This is a genomic window from Mesorhizobium wenxiniae (assembly GCF_002284535.1).
GTDB lineage: Bacteria > Pseudomonadota > Alphaproteobacteria > Rhizobiales > Rhizobiaceae > Mesorhizobium > Mesorhizobium wenxiniae.
On sequence record NZ_NPKH01000011.1, the window covers coordinates 15,393 to 32,346 of the forward strand.

Here is a 16,954-nt window from a genome sequence, read left to right on the forward strand (position 1 = left end):
CCAAACCTCCTGCCTGTGGGCCTATCCAGGGATCTTGAAGTTCACTCCGTGCCGGCGGCCGGCTTGGCGAAATCTGCCTTGGCGGTCGAGCTACGCTGGGCGCTTTCGTCGAAGATTGCATCCAGCGAATGACGGAGATCTTTCATCAATTCGTTCTGGCGCGCGAGCGCCGCGATGCGCCGCTCGTAGTTCAGGATCGACTTCGTCAGCTCGCTGATCTCGGAGGATCTGCTGGAGGAGGCCGCCCCATTCTCCATCGCCTCGACCAGGAAGGCCGCGTTGGTGGCCTTTGTCCGGTAGCGATTCTCAAGGCCGTTTTTCTCCGCCTCGACCTCGACTGCGATCTGGTCAAGCAGCTTTGCCAGGCGGTCAAGGCGCGAGATGTCGGTCTGCCTGTCTCGGGCCGGATTCCTTGATCTGAAGCCAAATATCGAGGCCATGCGCTCAGTTTCCTGTCATAGCCAGCCTAAGGCTATCCCTGTGCCCGTCCGGCCAAAAAGTCTTGTCGCATCGTCCAACTCCTCTGACAGGGGGACATTTTCGTGCCGATTCAAACAGCCAATCAAAATTGCTGCACCGCAACATACATGCCATCCCCAAAGCGAGTAGGCAACCACTAGTGCGGCGAATCGGAAATTCGCATCACTTTGAAGCGTGGTAAAGGACCTGTTGACATGATCGGCATGGCGCCGGTTGCGGACCAGCTCATGGCTTGCCGACCGGGCTGGTTGCGGCCATGAGAAAGCGCAGTGGCGGCACAGGCTGCTTCGAGGCAAAGCCGGCGCGGCGAAACAGCGCATCCAGCTTGTCGGCGGCCACGCCGCGAAGGATGGGGATGAGGTTGGATTGGCTGGCCAGGGCGTAGGCCGCAGCCGATGTCAGCCCCTGCTCGTTCTTCACGTCGAGGAAGTTTCGCAACCGATATTTGTCGCGTACCTGCCGTTCGTGCCTTCTGAGCACGGCCTTAGAGCCTTCCGGCAAACTATCGATCGTCAGCAGCGCCAGATCCGCGTCGGCCAGACGCTTGAGGTCCTGCGTCTTGTGCTGGCCGCTCAGCGAGTCCGCGCGAACGATCGCGCCATAGCCGCAGGACCTGATGACCTTGAAGCGCGCCCCGCAAGCGACCGCGCGCGCGTAGAGTTCATAGTCTTCGCCCAGCCGCAGGTTTTCGTCATAGCGCAGTCCATGTCGGTCAAGAAAGGCGCGACTGATCACCGGTTTGAGGAAACCCAACTCACCTCTCTGCACACGGCGACTGGAGATGTTGCCTTCGATGAAACGCTCGAAATCGAGGAATTCCGGATCGGCCGAAAACCGCGGAGCGGTGATTTTCGAGACGTCGGTCGCCGCATCGTCCCTGATCATCATGATGTTGTCCGCAGCGAAATCCCAATCGGCGCTGGCGAACAACTCGCGAAATCTGCCCTCGAGAAAAAAATCGTCGGCGTCCAGAATGCTGATGAACGGCGATCTGGAGCTGGCGATCGCGGCGTTGCGGGCGAAGGAGGGACCGCCGTTGACGTCGAGCCGGATGACGGAAAGCCTGCCGCTGCCATCGTCGGCCGCCCGAGCGACTTTCGCGGTATCGTCAGTGGAGGCGTCATCGACGACGACGACTTCGGCCACCTCCGGCTCGCGCAACGCCGACGCGATGCCCACTGGAATTGTCCGCGCCGCGTTGCGGGCGGCGATGATCACGCAGACCTGGGGTTCTGTCATCCATTCGGTTCTCGACTGCACAGGTAGCTCCGAACTTCTCGCCGCCCCCGGTTTGATGTCCATGCAGCTCTCGTTCTCACTGCCTGTCCGGCTGTTCGAAAACATCAGCCGGCGCTTATGCTGCAATTGCGAAGCAAAGCATCGTTAAAATCATTCGCTCCGTCCAGTCTTTCCTTTCGGTGTCGTCATGGCGCAATCGATGGGCGGTGAAATACCCACGGATAGACGGACTGCTTCGCAAACCGTCCCTGCTCATCATGGATGGGACCGTCAGCGCACTCGAATCGCTGATCACCAGGTCGATCGACAGAGTTTACGCAAATTAGAGCTGAGTCACAGGATCCGAGGCTGAATGAAGAATCCGGAGGCCGGTTGCCCAGGATGCTGTCGGGCGAGCAGTCCGCCAGCATCCGGCCGACGCTTTCTGTCGTCAGGTCAGTGCAGGCTTCTCCTGGCGCTGAACTTCTCGCCGTCGGCCACTTCGGTCGAACTCAGCTTTCGTTCGGCATCGCGAATCTTATCAGCCGACGTCGGGGAATTTCTGACAACCATGACGAAAACCAGCAGAAAGTAGCCCAGCTGGATGACAATGGCGCAGGCTACAGCGCGAAAAAGCGTCGTGTCTAGCGAAGCACCGTCGAAACAAGACCATGCGACCACGATCGCCAGAGCGAAAATCATGCCGACAATGAATTTTGGTAGCGACATACCCGATAGCCCGTCAACCTGCTCGGGCAAAAATCGATGATCGACCCACCCCGAGCCTCCCTTCGCCATGCGAGCTTGTTGAGGCCGCTCGCTTTCTTTGGCCGGTTGCTTCCGGCCCTCCCACGCTGTCCATACTCTGACAGAAACAATTTGCAACTCTATTAAGGTGTGCAATATCGGGCAAGGCCAACCGCAAATTATTTTGGATAAGTTCGCGGGATCGACTCCGCCATGTTGCGATGCACACATCGGCATTACGACCAATCACCCGGTAGGGACCCACTTCAGTAGGAGCCACAATATTAATCAGTCCTTTACTTTAAACCCTCTCTATATTTTACCAAACTAAAGGACGATGATGCTCAATAACCCGGCACAAAGAGCGATTTGCCCAACCTAAGCCCCAAAAGCGCACTAGATTTTTCAAGGTTGCCCAGAATTTGTCACGAACGCGCCATAAAGGCGAAAATTTGTGCAGGATCGGTTTATTATTTAGTCAAGTCATGACGTGATTATTTCAGGCGCTCAAGAAATTGTGTGTTGCGATGCAGCATTTTTTTGATATCGTCCGGCAAACCATCCGTTCAACGTATGGAGTTTATGCATGAGGGACGTAGCCAAGCCGGCCGACGCGGATTTTTCGCAGGCAGGTATCGATTTTCCACCGATCGGCGGCCTGCTCAAACGCAGCTTCGATATCGCCGGTTCACTGATTGGCCTGGTTGCTCTCAGTCCGCTGTTTGTGATGGTCGCGCTGCTTGTCAAGTTCTCCGACGGCGGACCGATTTTCTACGGTCACAGCCGGATCGGTCGCGGAGGACGGATTTTCCCGTGCCTCAAGTTTCGCACCATGGTTCAGAATGGCGAACAGGTGCTGGCTGCATATCTTGCCGCCAACCCGGACGCCAAAGCCGAATGGATGGCGACCCGCAAGCTCAAGAACGATCCGCGCGTCACGCGCGTCGGGGCCGTGCTGAGGAAGCTCAGCCTCGATGAACTGCCGCAGATCATCAATATCCTCCAGGGTGACATGAGCCTTGTCGGTCCTCGCCCCGTCGTACGCGACGAGCTTGAGATTTATGGCAGTTCGGCCGTCTATTACCTGAAATCGCGCCCCGGCCTAACCGGGCTTTGGCAGGTCAGCGGCCGCAATGACGTTTCCTATGACAGCCGCGTCGCATTCGATCGCCACTATGTCGAGAACTGGTCGCTGTTCCAGGACATTCGCATCATCGTCAAGACCGTGCCTGCCGTCTGGATGTCGCGGGGCTGCTACTGACCGGCCGGGAGCCGGTTCTGTGTGGAAGAGTGACTGTCCAGATGCCAATCATTCTGCAGCAAGTTTCATCGGGCGGGGCTAAAGCGGATCGGAAAACGTTCAGTTGAAAACAGATATCTTCGAAATCTCCTGCGCCGGTATTGTTAGCAATCGCATACGGCGGATGCGGCTTATGACCACTTGCCTCGCGCTGGCGCTCACCATTCCCCAACTCGCCGCCGCCGATGAGTATCGCCTTGGATCGCAGGACAAGCTGACCATCCGCGTGGCCGAATGGCAGACCGTTGAAGGCACGTTCCGCGACTGGACGGCCGTCAACGGAGAGTACACAGTCGGCCCGGCCGGAACATTGTCCGTGCCGTTCGTCGGCGAAATGCCGGCATCCGGGAAGACCACATCCGAGATCGCGGCAGCGATCGGCCAGGCGCTCCAGCGCAAGCTCGCCCTGGCGGACCGGCCGGAAGCCTCCGTCGAAATGGCGGAGTACAGGCCATTCTACATTTCCGGGGAGGTGCAGACGCCTGGCCAGTATCCCTACGTGCCTGGTCTGACCGTCCTGAGGGCGATGAGCATCGCCGGCGGTGTCCGGCGGGCCCCCGAAGGACAGCGGTACGACCGCGACATGATCAATGCCAAGGGCGATTTTGACGTTCTCGAAGACCAACGGGTCCGGCTGATCGTCAGGCGCGCGCGCATCGAAGCGGAGATGGCGGACAAGCCGACATTTGACGTGCCGAAGGAGGTGACCAACGATCCGAAGGTGGCAAGCGTCGTTGCGGACGAGATGGCGATCCTGACGGCCGATCAAAAGAAGCTTAAACTGCGCCTTCAGGCGCTCGACGATTTGAAGAAGCTACTGCAGAGCGAGATCGATTCGCTGCAGAAAAAGATTGTCAACCAGCAGCGGCAGGTCGACCTGGCAAAGGAACAGCTCAGCGGCATCGGCTCGCTGGCGCAGAAAGGCCTTGTCGTCAACACGCGGGTTCTGACTTCGCAACAAACGATCGCCGACCTGGAAGGCCAGATCCTGGATTACGACACGGCCATCCTTACCGCCAAGCAGTCGATCAGCAAGGCCAATCAGGATGCCATCGACCTGGAAAACACTCAGAATGCGAGCCTCGCCGCCGACCGGCAACAGGTAGAAGCCGATCTCAGTGCGACGATGCTCAAGATGAACATGCAAACCGGCCTGATGGCCGAAGCCATGTCGGGGAATCCGGCGTTACAACGCTATCGCGACGGCGAAGAGCCAACGATGTCCTTTGCCCTGGTTCGGGTGGTCGACGGCAAGACCAGCGAAATTGCCGCCAGTGAAGACACGCCCGTGCTGCCCGGGGACGTGATCAAGGTGAAGCTGGCGCCAATGGCTAGCCAATAGAACTCGATCGATCGAATACGCCAACGTCAGCTGACGCTCAAAGGGAGCGTCATGCCGAGGCCGTCCGCATAGATGCACGCTTCTCGGCGAAAAGTGCCAATCGGTGGGGGAAGCGTGGTGAATATCTATCGTGCTAGAAGGTATATTAAAGGCGCAATAGTTACATTCACTTGGGCAGTAAGGGGTATCGAAATATCCGATCGAGTTTCGGTACTTGGTGTCTCGCCTCATATAGCAGGAAAAGGCAATTTTAGATTTGGCTCTCGCGTTTCGTTTCGACGGCTTGGGTCACGTTCCTGGTTTCATGCACGCCGGAACGCAAGTCTGTCAATTGGCTCTAGATCTTTTATAAACAGCGGAGTTACGATCGACGCATCTGTCGCAGTAAGCATCGGAAAAGGATGCCTTATTGGCGAATCGGTTGTAATCCAAGACTCAAACTATCATGAGGTCGAAGAGGGTGCCGGTGTTAAAGCGAAAGCTGTCCTGATTGGGGATAATGTTTGGATAGGCCGAATTCAATAATCCTGCCTGGGGTCGAAATCGGGGATCATAGCGTAATTGGAGCCGGCTCTGTGGTCACCAAAAGTGCACCGCCGCGAAGCCTGGTTGCAGGAAATCCCGCCCGAATAATTCGCGAAATTGTGGCGCCCCAAGATTACATTCGTTTTTGTCGGTAATTTTAACGAACGAAATCAAGGTGACATTCTGCGCTTTTCTTAGCCCTTTGCGGTTTCTGGTTCCGCGAGGCTCGCCGCCGTCCACCGAGGGCGGGCGACAGGCACCTTCACCAGTTTGAAGTAGCTGTAATACAGAAGGAAGGAGCCCATGATGTAGGGGTTGAGGGTCTCGACCTCGACGAAGGACCGGATGAACAGAAGCACCATCACGCCGGCAAGAATCACAGATTCGGCCTGCCACGTCCTGAATATCAACGCCGATATGTGGCCCCACAGCGTGCGCACGATGATCAGCGAAATCAGCGTCGCCCCGACATAGCCAAGCTCGACGAGCGCTTCGACATAGGTGTTGTGGAAGTGGAAGCCGCTTCGGGTCGTGATGTAGAATTCGTTCCAAAGCCGTTCGGCCTCGGCGAAACCCTGCACCCAGTAGCCCGCGTAGCCGACGCCGAGGATCGGCGCTTGCTGCGCCGCACGCCAGCCCTGCTCCCAGAGATAGGTCCGTCCGGTGAGCGTGGAGTCTTTTCCGAAGACGCCAAGGACGAAATCCAGAAGCCCCGCAAAGGCAACCGCGGTGACCGCGACCAGCCCGCATGCGCCGACCAGGAAAATCACCCGTCGGTAGCGGAGCGAAAGCTTCTTCGTCATGGCAAGCAGAGCGACCAGAGCGAGAACTGCCGGTACCGAAGCCATCGAGGTGGCTGAATGCGAAATGACCAGCAGATAGGCCGACAGGACGAGGACGGGCGCCGTCAAGAAAAGGCTGATCCGGCCGCGCCTGAGAAAGGTCAGCAAGACAACGCAAAAATAGATGCCAAGGGAGGCAACAAAGCCGATCTGGTTCTTGGAGCTGAATGCGCCGACGAAATTATACGTCCCGTCGAGGCCATCATACGAATAACCCCCGACCATAAGCGAGTAGAGCAGGACGAGAAAGATCCCGATCAGTGAGCCTATTGTCAACGTCCGAACGCTGACGGTGCGCGCGGCGATATAGGCGCAGGCGATATGAGAGCAATACTGGATCGCCGTCCTCAACGTGATGCCGGGAGCATCCGACCAGAACACCGAGAGGCAGACGTAGATTGCAAACGCCAGTGGCAGCCACGCGCTGGAGGCATGTCGCAACAGCCGCCGGTAATCTACCATGATCAGGGGAAGCCAGACCGCATAATAGGCCAGGATCAGGATCTGGCCGAAAAGGTAGGAGTAGGAGAACGCCCAAATGGAGATGGCGACAGCAAATGTGCCATAGACCGTGCTCTTCTCCGGGTCGACCAACAGAGATTTTGGTATCTTCATCTCGGTAGCGAATTCCCGTCCATGAGTTCAATGCCGATTCGCCGCCGCGCCAGGCGCGAACGCTTCCATTGTGCAGTGCAATATAACCCATCCCCTGCAGCCTGTCACCCAAATGAGGCAAAAACAGCCACAAGGACGCCCCGGGAAGGCGGTAAAAGGCCGCAAGAACCGAGCATCCAGGCCGGCTTCTGGCTCCAAACATTGTGAGCGCCTCGGCATCACGGTCAAGAGCCATCGCCGCCGGATTCATGAGAAGCTCGGCATCGCCACCGCGCGGAACTGTTTTCGCAGTCCACAGCACCGGTCCGAAAAATAGCAGCCGGCATTCCTTGCATCCGTTGCAATGAATGAGGCCCTCCGCGTACGCTATGGCGGGGACAACCAGACGATGGCCGCAAGGATAGCAGACGCTGGTGGTCCCGATCTGCTGGGCTGGAGCAAACGGATGGACAAACCTCGAATCTTCCTGGGCTCGTCGGGGAAGCAGAAAAAACTGCTGCAGGCGCTGACACGCGGTCTTGAAGACATCGCGTATGTGGAACCCTGGACGACGTCCTTCAATCCCGGGACAACCACACTGGAGCGCCTCCTTGAGCTTACGCGTGAAGTCGACTTCGCTGCTTTTGTGTTCGCCCAGGACGACTGGACGAGTGCAAGCCTGACGGCATCACCTGCTCCTGTATCCGCTCAAGCTTCTCCGCGAGACAATGTGGTCTTCGAAGCCGGCCTTTTCGGCGGTGTCCTCGGAATGCGCCGAACGTTTATCCTCCATGCCAACGGCTCCAAGCTTCCAAGCGATCTCCTCGGCCTGACGTCCGTGAGGTACGCCGAAGCGACAACCGCCGCCGAGATGAGAGCGGTCAACCAAAAGCTGCGAAAAGCGATTGAAAATGAGGGCCGCGCCGCCCGAATAGAGGGTCTTTGGTGGCAGTTTTCCCTGTCGGAGCGGACCGTGAAGGAACCTTCCGCGGTGAGCCTCCTGCGGATCTCGCGAGACCGCGATGGTGCGCTGGAGCTAGCCGGCCGCTCATGGCAAGAGAATGGCAGTCTGTCCGCGAGATACTGGAGCGAAGCAGTAAAGGAGAGAAAGGAGCCTGCCGGCATTTTTTACTTTTGGAATGGAGAACGGCCCTTGGACGCGAACGCGTCGCAGTTGTACGGGACAGGAGAGATCCGGCTGGAGTCCGCCGATCGCGCGTCCGGGTACTTCACCACACGAGCCGACACACAGCCAAAACTGAACGCCCGCACCTCCGGTGTCTATCTGCGCGCCGAGCCGGAGGACTTGAGCATCCTGGACGGGCGCGACAACCAGCGACGAGTAGAGCTGATCGCGGAGCGGCTGAACCATTGGAAATCGATCAAGAACGTCTGAACCGGTGCGCGCGGCGTAACTCCAGCTAGCCCGACGCTCTAGCCCTGCCGCGGCTTTTCCTACCGCCTCGTGGCCCACCATGAACCTGTTCGGAGCTTCAGCCTCTGGCTTGAACTCCTCCGCCATTGACTTCACATTCGCCGCCGATTGGGAGGAAGAGCGCATGCCGATGAGTTTTGCGGGACGGTTTGCCGGGCGGTCGGCCGTGATCACTGGTGGCGCGTCCGGAATCGGCCTGGCTGTCGCGCTAAGAATCGCTGAAGAGGGCGGGCGCGTTTGCGTCTGGGATCGCGACCCCACCCAGATCGAGCAGGCCAAGGCTGTCATTGCCGATTTGCATAGCGTGACTGTCGACGTCGCCGATGCCGTGGCGGTCGAACAGGCCGCCCGGCAGACGATAGATGCCCTTGGCGCGGTCGATATCCTGGTCACCAGTGCGGCCATCACCGGACCGAACATGACGACCTGGGACTATTCGGTGGAGGATTGGCACCGGGTCATCGACATCAACGTCAACGGCGTCTTCTACTGCAACAAGGCGCTGGTTCCGCACATGCTCGAGCGCAATTACGGCAGGATCGTCAACATCGCTTCGATCGCCGGCAAAGAGGGAAACCCGAATGCCTCTGCCTACAGCACCTCCAAGGCGGCGGTGATCGGCCTGACCAAGTCTCTGGGCAAGGAACTGGCCAAGACCAAGGTGACGGTGAACTGCGTCACGCCGGCGGCGGTGCGCACCGCGATTTTCCAGCAGATGAGCCAGCAGCACATCGATTTCATGCTGTCGAAGATACCGATGGCGCGGTTTGGCGAGGTCGAGGAGGTGGCGGCGCTGATCTCGTGGATCGCTTCCGAGGAATGCTCCTTCACCACCGCCGCCGTTTTCGACGTTTCCGGCGGCCGGGCCACCTATTGAAGCAAGTTGGGCGATCTACCGCCAAGGCCGCCAGACTGGAGTTCCCGTCGCTTGCTTAGGGTCGAACCTCGACTGTCCGACGAAGACCTGCTCGACCGCTTCCAGTGCGCGGCCTTCGGCTATTTTCTGGAAACCGTGAATCCGGAGAACGGGCTGGTTGCCGACACCTCGCGGCCAAATTGGCCGGCAAGCATCGCGGTCGTCGGCTTCGCCCTGTCCTGCTATCCGGTCGGGGTCGAGCGTGGCTGGATGACCCGAGATGCCGCCGTAAAGCTGACGCTTGCCGCACTGCGCTTCTTCTGGAACAGCCGGCAAGGCAATGGCGACGACGTCACCGGCCACAAGGGTTTCTATTACCATTTCCTCGACATCCGGACCGGCCTGCGCACCTGGCGATGCGAATTGTCGATGGTTGACACTGCGCTTTTGATGGCTGGCGTGCTCGTGGCTGGCACCTATTTCACGGGCGACAATGACGAAGAAACCGAAGTCCGCGAACTGGCGGAAGTCCTCTACCGGCGCGTCGACTGGCGATGGGCGCAAGGCAGCAAATCGACCTTGCGACAGGGCTGGAAGCCGAAGAGCGGCTTTCTGCGTTATGGCTGGGAAGGCTACAACGAAGCGACCATGCTCTACGTTCTGGCAATGGCCTCCCCGGAAAAGCCAGCCTCGGACGACAGTTATGCCGGCTGGACGGCGACATATCGATGGGAAAACATCTACGGCTACGACGTGCTCTATGGCGGTCCGCTGTTCATGCACCAGTTCTCGCATGCCTGGATTGACTTCGACGGCATCCGGGATGCGTTCATGCGGGAGAAGAACTCGGACTATTTCGAAAACAGCCGCCGCGCGACCTACCTTCATCGGGATTATGCGCGGCACAACCCCTCTGGCTACGACGGCTACGGCGAAGGACTTTGGGGCCTTTCGGCGGGTGACGGGCCCGGCAACTTCCGCGCGAAGATCGAGCGGCGACCGCGCAAATTTTCCGGCTACGCGGCGCGCGGCGCACCGTTCGGCCCGGACGACGGAACGATAGCGCCGTGGTCGTATCTCGCATCGCTGCCCTTCGCGCCGGAAATCTGCCTGCCGGCGCTGCGCCACCTCAGAGAACGCCACCCTGAGGTGGTCGACAGTTTCAGGGTGCCGAGCGGTTTCAACCCCACGCTGGCGAACCGGCGGAAGTTCGGGCCGAGCGGCTGGATATCGGATGCGCATTACGGACTGGACCAGGGTATCGTCGTGCTGATGATCGAAAACCACCGCTCGCGCCTGATCTGGGACCTGATGCGGTCGAGCCCGCATATCCGTCGCGGCCTGTGCAAGGCCGGGTTCAGCGGCGGCTGGCTATCGCAGCCGGCGGACCCTAAGGACCGTGCTGAATGACGGCTACCGCCCAGCTGTCGCTGTCGTGTCGGACACTAAGATGTTCGCCCTTCCCAGCAACTCGCGCTTGCTGGGAAGGGAGTCACTGGCCTGCTCGCATGTTCGATTTCATTTGGCCCGGCAAGTAACCGGCATGATTAGCCGGTGAACGTGTAGGCGGTCTTCACCGTGGTGTAGAACTCCGCCGCGTAGCGGCCCTGCTCGCGCGGGCCGTAGCTCGATCCCTTGCGGCCGCCGAAAGGCACATGGAAGTCGACGCCCGCCGTCGGCAGATTGACCATCACCATGCCGGCCTCCGAGTTGCGCTTGAAATGCGTGGCGTGCTTGAGGCTCGACGTGCAGATGCCCGACGTCAGCCCGAACGGCGTGTCGTTAGCCACCGCCAGCGCCTCGTCATAGTCCTTGACGCGAATGACGTTTGCGACCGGCCCGAAAATCTCCTCACGTGAAATGCGCATGGCGTTGGTGGCTTGCGTAAACAGCGCTGGTTGCAGGTAGAAGCCGCGGGTTTCGCGATCGAGCCGCTCGCCACCGAAGGCGAGATCGGCGCCTTCCTGGCGGCCGATGGCGATATAGTCTTCGTCCTGCTTCAACTGGCTCTGGTCGACGACCGGTCCGATCTGGGTTTTGGCATCGAGAGCGTCGCCGACGACCAGCTTGCCTAGGCGATCTTTCATCGCGTCGACGAAACGGTCATGGATGCCTTCGGTCACGACTAGGCGGGACGATGCCGTGCAGCGCTGGCCGGTCGAGAAGTATGCGCCATTGATCGCACAGTCGACGGCGACGGCAAGATCTGCATCGTCGAGCACGACAAGCGGGTTCTTGCCACCCATTTCGAGCTGGAACTTGCGCATGTGCTCGACGCTGGCGGCAGCGACGCGCTTGCCGGTGCCGACCGAGCCGGTGAAGGTGATGGCATTGAGGTCAGGGCTGTCGAGCATGGCCTGGCCGACCACCGAACCCTTGCCCATGACGAGATTGAGCACGCCTTTCGGCAGGCCGGCGCGGTGCAGGATGTCGACAATGGTCCAGGCGCTCTCCGGAACCAACTCGGCCGGTTTGAAGACGATGGTGTTGCCGTACGCCAGGGCAGGAGCGATTTTCCACGCCGGAATGGCGATCGGGAAATTCCACGGCGTGATGATGCCGACGACGCCGACCGCCTCCCGCGTGATTTCGACACCGACGCCGGGCCGCACGCTTGGAACCAGCTCGCCGGACAGGCGCAGCGTCTCACCAGCAAAGAAATCGAAGATCTGGGCGGCCCGCACGGTCTCGCCAATGCCCTCGACCAGCGTCTTGCCTTCTTCGCGCGCCAACGCCCGGCCGATTTCATCTTTACGCGCGGTGATCTCGTCCGACGCCTTCCTCAGCACCGCATGGCGTGCCAGCGGGCCCGATCGGGACCAAGCCGGAAATGCCGCTTTCGCCGCCGCGATGGCCTGCCGGGCCTGCTCGGCGTCCCCCGACGCATATTCGCCGACCACGTCGTCGAGGTTGGACGGGTTGATGTTGCGGGAGCCGGCGTCGCCCACCCACTCGCCATCGATGAGGTTCTTTCGAAACGGGATCATGTCGCTGTCTTCCTTGTCGTCCTTCGATTGCCGTCTATCTGGACCACCGGCCGCCACACCGCAAGGCCGCCGGCGGCAAAGTTCTCTTACTCGACAGGCATGTGCTAGGTGTCGAGGCGGTAAAAGTTGATTCTAGTGTTGTGCGACGCGGATCGCACCGGGAGGAACCGCCATGTCCGACAGCGTGTTGCCGCTGGTGATCAGCGCGCCCGAGCCGCGCACGCTCGACCTGATTTTCACGCCCGAGGCTTTGGCGAGATTCCGCGCCAAATATCGTATCGTCGAAACGTCGCCAGAAGGCGTAGCGGCCTTGCCGGCCGACGTGCTCGCCGAGGCGCGCTACATCGTCGGCCAGCCGCCGATCGCGCCGGAGACGCTTGACAAGATGCGAACACTGCGCTGCATCTTCAATGTCGAGAGCAACCTCATCAACAACATGCCGTATGAAACGCTGTTTTCGCGCGGCATCCATGTCGTCACCACAGGTCTGGTGTTCGCCGAGCCGGTGGCCGAGCTCGGCCTTGCCATGGCGCTCAACCTCGCCCGCGACATCGTCGACGCCGATCTCGCCTTCCGGCAAGGCAAGGAGCTGTGGGGCGGCGACGGCAACCAGACGGCGCGGCTTCTGTCCGGTGCGGAAGTCGGCATCATCGGCTTCGGCGATCTCGGCCGTTCGCTCAACCGGCTGCTATCGGGCTTTCGCACGCGGACAAGGGTCTTCGATCCGTGGCTGCCGCCGTCAATCCTGATCGAGAACGGCGTCGAGCCGGCTTCGCTCGACACGGTTTTGTCGACCAGCGATTTCGTCTTCGTCGTCGCTTCCGTGACCAGCGAAAACCAGGGTTTTCTCGGTACTGGAGCCTTTGCCAGGATGCGCAAGGGAGCCGCCTTCATCCTGCTCAGCCGTGCCGGAGTGGTCGATTTTCCGGCGCTGATGGACGCCGTTCGCAGCGGCCACATCGTCGCCGCCAGCGACGTGTTTCCGGAAGAGCCGCTGGCGCAGGACCACCCTGTGCGCTCGCTGCCCGGCTTTCTGCGCTCCGCCCACCGGGCCGGCGCGCTCGACATCGCCTTCAAGCGCATGGGCGACATGGTGCTGGAAGACATGGACCTGATCGATCGTGGCCTGCCACCGATGCGTTCAAAGCGGGCCGAACGCGAGACCGTTTCACGGATGCGTTCCAAACCTGTCGACAAGAATTAAAGCCGTCCATCCCAGCGCCTGCACGGGTTTCTCAGATGGTGAATGACCAGAACAGGCAGGCCAGCGTCGCTGCGGCGAAGACGACAAAGACCAGGCTTCTCAGCAGGATGTTGCGGCGCAGCTCATTCATGAAGAGATGGCATCCGACGACGGCTGCGACAAACAGGAAGCGCCAATTCAGCAGTGCCGGCAGGATATTGCTTCGATCGAAAGCCCATCTGGCGGCGAGGCAACCAATGATAGCCGCGAACAGCACGATGACTGTCCAGAAGACCGCATCCGCGGCGTTCGTCAGGACGACGCCCGCGGCCCTGATCGGCAGGATCATCATCAGCAGCGCGCTGAAGAAATACACGGCCGCGAGCGGGATAAACGTTCCGGCATCGGCGACGTCGTCCAGGCGTTTTGCGCCGATCGCACCATAAGGATAGCCATGCCTGGCCACTGCCAGGCTGAGAGCCATCAGCAAAGCCGTCAATATGGCCACCAATGCGAATGAAGTGAGGGCTTTGCTCATAAGGGTCCTGTTCGGAACGAATCGAATAAGGACGTTGGTAGCCCATGGTTTGTAAATTGCTGGTAAGCGGCGAGGCTCGGTGTGCCCGAGTTTCTCAACGCCCTCACTCCGCCGCTTGAAGCCGTCGCGCCTCGATGATGGTCCTGATCTCGGCGCGGCAGGAGCCGCAGTTCGTGCCGGCATGCAAGGTGGCGCCGATCGCTTCGACGCTTACGCAGCCGCCGCGCACCGCGTCCGCGATCTGATTGGCGCCGACCCCGAAACAGGAGCAGACGACGGCGCCACGATCGACGGCATTGCCGCCCGGCCGCCCAGCCACGATCGCCAGCCGTCCGCGCCGATTGGCATGGTCCGCGCTCAACTGCTCCACGGCCCAGCTGCGAGACACCGCGACCGGCTTGGGCGCAAGATAGAGCGCGCCAGCCAACCGGCTGCCGGCGAAACGGGCGAAGCGATAGTGCCCGCCGGCGACGTCATGATAGGCGAGCGTCTCGCCTAGCGCGTCCGCGCCAAAAAGCGAGGCTGCGAAAGCCGTCCAGTCCCGCCCAGCTTCCAGCGCAAACTCAAGGCGCCAGCCGGCGGCGCAGCGGGCGAGGCTCCAATAATCGGCGTCGATCGAGGCCGGCCGTTCGGCAAGCACCGCGAAGCCGAAGGCGGCGGCAGCGAAGCGTTCGACGCGGGCGGCAATATTCTTCGAGGCCGGCTGGCCTGAAATCGCATCGGTGATGGGCGCCACCAGCGCATCAACGCGAGCGCGCGCGGAGAACTGGTCCGTCCAGTGCATCGGCACGAAGATCGAGCCTGACCGCTGCCGCGCTGTCACCAGCGCGCGAACCAGCACCTCACCGTGCACAGTCGAGACGCGGACGATGTCGGCGTCGCCGATACCGAAATGCTGCGCATCCGCCGGGTGGATTTCGACGAAAGGCTCGGCCATGTGCTGAGACAGGCGCTGGCTCTTGCCGGTCCGCGTCATGGTGTGCCAGTGGTCGCGAACGCGTCCGGTGTTGAGGATCAGCGGATAGTCCGGACTGGTGCGGTTGTGTGCGGTCGGGTGGATGGCGATGAAACGCGCCTTGCGGTCGGGCGTGTAGTAGCCGCCATTGGCGAAGAAGCGGATACCCTCCCCCTTGAGGGGAGGGTCGGCGAGCGAGCTCTGCGCAGCAAGGCGAGAGAGCCGGGGTGGGGGCGGAGAGGCTCCACGGACCCCACCCCGTCCCGCTTGTTTCGCTTCGCTCAACGCGCGCGCCGACCCGCCCCTCGAGGGGGAGGGTGAGGCCGGTGCTGGCCATTGGAATGGCGCCAACTCCTCGTAGGTCTCCGCGTCAACACCGGCGTACGCGCCTATATCAAAATCGCGGGCGCCGTCATTCTCGAAGGCCGACAGCGCTGCATGTTCAGCGAAAATCGCGGCCGGCGACGCATACGAAAACGCCTCGGCAATCCCCATCCGCTTGGCCACTTCGGCGATGATCCACCAATCGGCTCTTGCCTCGCCGGGCACCGGCAAAAAGGCGCGTTGGCGCGAGATGCGGCGCTCCGAATTGGTTACGCTGCCGTCCTTCTCGCCCCATGCGGCGGCGGGCAGCCGGACATGGGCGTGGCGGACCGTGTCGGTCATGGCCAGCACGTCCGACACCACGACAAAAGGGCAGGCCTTGATCGCCGCCTCGACGGCATCGGCATCCGGCATCGAATCGACCGGGTTGGTCGCCATGATCCACAGCGCCCGGATACGCCCGTCGGCCACCGCCTGGAACATCTCGACCGCCTTCAAGCCGGGTTTTTCGGCGATGGCAGGCGCGCTCCAGAAGCGCTGCACGCGGCCGCGGTGTTCGGGGTTTTCGATCTCCATATGGGCGGCCAGCATGTTGGCCAGGCCGCCAACCTCGCGGCCGCCCATGGCGTTGGGCTGGCCGGTCACCGAAAACGGCCCGGTGCCGGGCTTGCCGATGCGGCCGGTGGCGAGATGGCAATTGATGATGGCGTTGACCTTGTCGGTGCCCGAGGACGACTGGTTCACGCCCTGGCTATAGACGGTCACCGTTTTCGCCGTCGCGGCAAACAGGCTGTAGAAGCGGACAAGCTCGTCCTCGCCGAGGCCCGTGGCCGCGGCGATGCCGGCAAGGTCGAGCGCGGAAGCGGTAGTCGCGCCTTCGAAGCCCGTCGTATGTGCAGCGATATAGGCGCGGTCCAGAGCGTCATTTTTGCCAAGATAGGCGAGCAGGCCGGTGAACAGCGCGACGTCGCCATCGGGCGCGATCGCCAGATGCATGTCGGCGAGATCTGAGGTCATGGTGCGGCGCGGGTCGATCAGCACCACCTTCATCTCGGGTCTTTTTTCCCGGGCCGCGGCGATGCGCTGGTAGAGCACCGGATGGCACCAGGCGAGATTGGAGCCGACCAGCACGATCAGGTCGGCAAGCTCCAGATCCTCGTAACTGCCCGGCACTGTGTCGGAGCCGAAGGCGCGGCGGTGGCCGGCAACCGACGAAGCCATGCACAGGCGCGAATTGGTGTCGATATTGGCCGAGCCGATAAACCCCTTCATCAGCTTGTTGGCGACGTAATAGTCTTCGGTCAGCAACTGGCCGGAGACGTAGAAGGCGACCGCGTCGGAGCCGTGCTCGGCGATAGTCCGCGAAAAGGTCGAGGCGACGAGGTCGAGCGCTTCGTCCCAGCCGGTGCGGCGACCGTGGATCTCCGGATAGAGCAGCCGGCCGTCGAGGTCGATCGTCTCGGCCAGCGCCGAGCCCTTGGAGCAGAGCCGGCCGAAATTCGCCGGATGGTCTGGGTCGCCGCGAACGGTTATTTCGCCATCCGCGGCGACCTTCGCCAGCACGCCGCAACCCACCCCGCAATAGGGGCAGGTGGTCCTCACCTCGCGCGCTTCGTCGATCTTCATGC

At 61.0% G+C, this 16,954-nt stretch carries 13 protein-coding genes and 1 pseudogene; 7 read left to right on the top strand and 7 right to left on the bottom strand.

The genetic code is table 11. The features are described 5' to 3' along the window. Positions 1–41 precede the first annotated feature (41 nt). The 3 genes from CIT31_RS02425 to CIT31_RS02435 all read right to left on the bottom strand — a co-directional run bounded on the left by CIT31_RS02425 (position 42) and on the right by CIT31_RS02435 (position 2,496). A complete protein-coding gene (locus tag CIT31_RS02425) occupies positions 42–440 on the bottom strand; it encodes a hypothetical protein (RefSeq protein ID WP_095517319.1) in 399 nt (132 codons plus the stop codon). 265 nt (positions 441–705) lie between these two features. After that, positions 706–1,719: a glycosyltransferase family 2 protein gene (locus tag CIT31_RS02430; RefSeq protein WP_095517320.1), complete on the bottom strand. Its 1,014-nt coding sequence runs from the start codon at positions 1,717–1,719 to the stop codon at positions 706–708. Positions 1,720–2,154: 435 nt separating this feature from the next. After that, entirely contained in the window at positions 2,155–2,496 is a 342-nt protein-coding gene (locus tag CIT31_RS02435; protein ID WP_245316089.1) for an exopolysaccharide production repressor exox, read from the bottom strand. Between the two features lie 535 nt (positions 2,497–3,031). Here CIT31_RS02435 and CIT31_RS02440 point away from each other — a divergent pair. The 3 genes and pseudogenes from CIT31_RS02440 to CIT31_RS34740 all read left to right on the top strand — a co-directional run. After that, positions 3,032–3,706 (top strand): sugar transferase, encoded by a 675-nt coding sequence (locus CIT31_RS02440; RefSeq protein ID WP_095517321.1) that lies wholly within the window; start codon positions 3,032–3,034, stop codon positions 3,704–3,706. A 172-nt stretch (positions 3,707–3,878) separates the two neighbouring features. Then, positions 3,879–5,087: a polysaccharide biosynthesis/export family protein gene (locus CIT31_RS02445; RefSeq protein WP_095517685.1), complete on the top strand. Its 1,209-nt coding sequence runs from the start codon at positions 3,879–3,881 to the stop codon at positions 5,085–5,087. 518 nt (positions 5,088–5,605) lie between these two features. After that, positions 5,606–5,767: pseudogene (locus tag CIT31_RS34740) on the top strand (acyltransferase); the annotation flags it as partial. 39 nt (positions 5,768–5,806) lie between these two features. Here CIT31_RS34740 and CIT31_RS02455 read toward each other — a convergent pair. After that, positions 5,807–7,069, bottom strand: coding sequence for an O-antigen ligase family protein (locus tag CIT31_RS02455; RefSeq protein WP_095517322.1), 1,263 nt, complete (start codon positions 7,067–7,069; stop codon positions 5,807–5,809). 343 nt (positions 7,070–7,412) lie between these two features. Here CIT31_RS02455 and CIT31_RS02460 point away from each other — a divergent pair, with 343 nt between their 5' ends. The 3 genes from CIT31_RS02460 (at position 7,413) to CIT31_RS02470 (ending at position 10,749) form a co-directional block, all read left to right on the top strand. Beyond that, on the top strand, positions 7,413–8,444 hold the full coding sequence (locus tag CIT31_RS02460; RefSeq protein ID WP_245316090.1) for a TIR domain-containing protein: 1,032 nt from the start codon (positions 7,413–7,415) through the stop codon (positions 8,442–8,444). 163 nt (positions 8,445–8,607) lie between these two features. After that, positions 8,608–9,360: an SDR family NAD(P)-dependent oxidoreductase gene (locus tag CIT31_RS02465; protein ID WP_095517687.1), complete on the top strand. Its 753-nt coding sequence runs from the start codon at positions 8,608–8,610 to the stop codon at positions 9,358–9,360. Between the two features lie 51 nt (positions 9,361–9,411). Further along, positions 9,412–10,749 carry a glucoamylase family protein gene (locus tag CIT31_RS02470; protein WP_095517323.1) on the top strand — a complete coding sequence of 446 codons (1,338 nt, stop codon included), beginning with the start codon at positions 9,412–9,414 and terminating at the stop codon, positions 10,747–10,749. Positions 10,750–10,886: 137 nt separating this feature from the next. Here the strand turns inward: CIT31_RS02470 and CIT31_RS02475 are convergent, their stop codons facing one another. Beyond that, entirely contained in the window at positions 10,887–12,323 is a 1,437-nt protein-coding gene (locus CIT31_RS02475) for an aldehyde dehydrogenase family protein (RefSeq protein ID WP_206073326.1), read from the bottom strand. A 175-nt stretch (positions 12,324–12,498) separates the two neighbouring features. On the opposite strand from CIT31_RS02475, the gene CIT31_RS02480 reads away from it, so the two are divergent. Continuing rightward, on the top strand, positions 12,499–13,530 hold the full coding sequence (locus CIT31_RS02480) for a hydroxyacid dehydrogenase (RefSeq protein ID WP_095517324.1): 1,032 nt from the start codon (positions 12,499–12,501) through the stop codon (positions 13,528–13,530). Positions 13,531–13,561: 31 nt separating this feature from the next. On the opposite strand, the gene CIT31_RS02485 is transcribed toward CIT31_RS02480, so the two are convergent. Together CIT31_RS02485 and CIT31_RS02490 are read right to left on the bottom strand one after the other, a co-directional pair. Then, positions 13,562–14,047 carry a hypothetical protein gene (locus tag CIT31_RS02485; protein WP_095517325.1) on the bottom strand — a complete coding sequence of 162 codons (486 nt, stop codon included), beginning with the start codon at positions 14,045–14,047 and terminating at the stop codon, positions 13,562–13,564. A gap of 103 nt (positions 14,048–14,150) precedes the next feature. Then, positions 14,151–16,952, bottom strand: a complete 2,802-nt coding sequence (locus CIT31_RS02490; RefSeq protein ID WP_095517326.1) for a nitrate reductase — start codon at positions 16,950–16,952, stop codon at positions 14,151–14,153. Between the last annotated feature and the right edge of the window lie 2 nt (positions 16,953–16,954).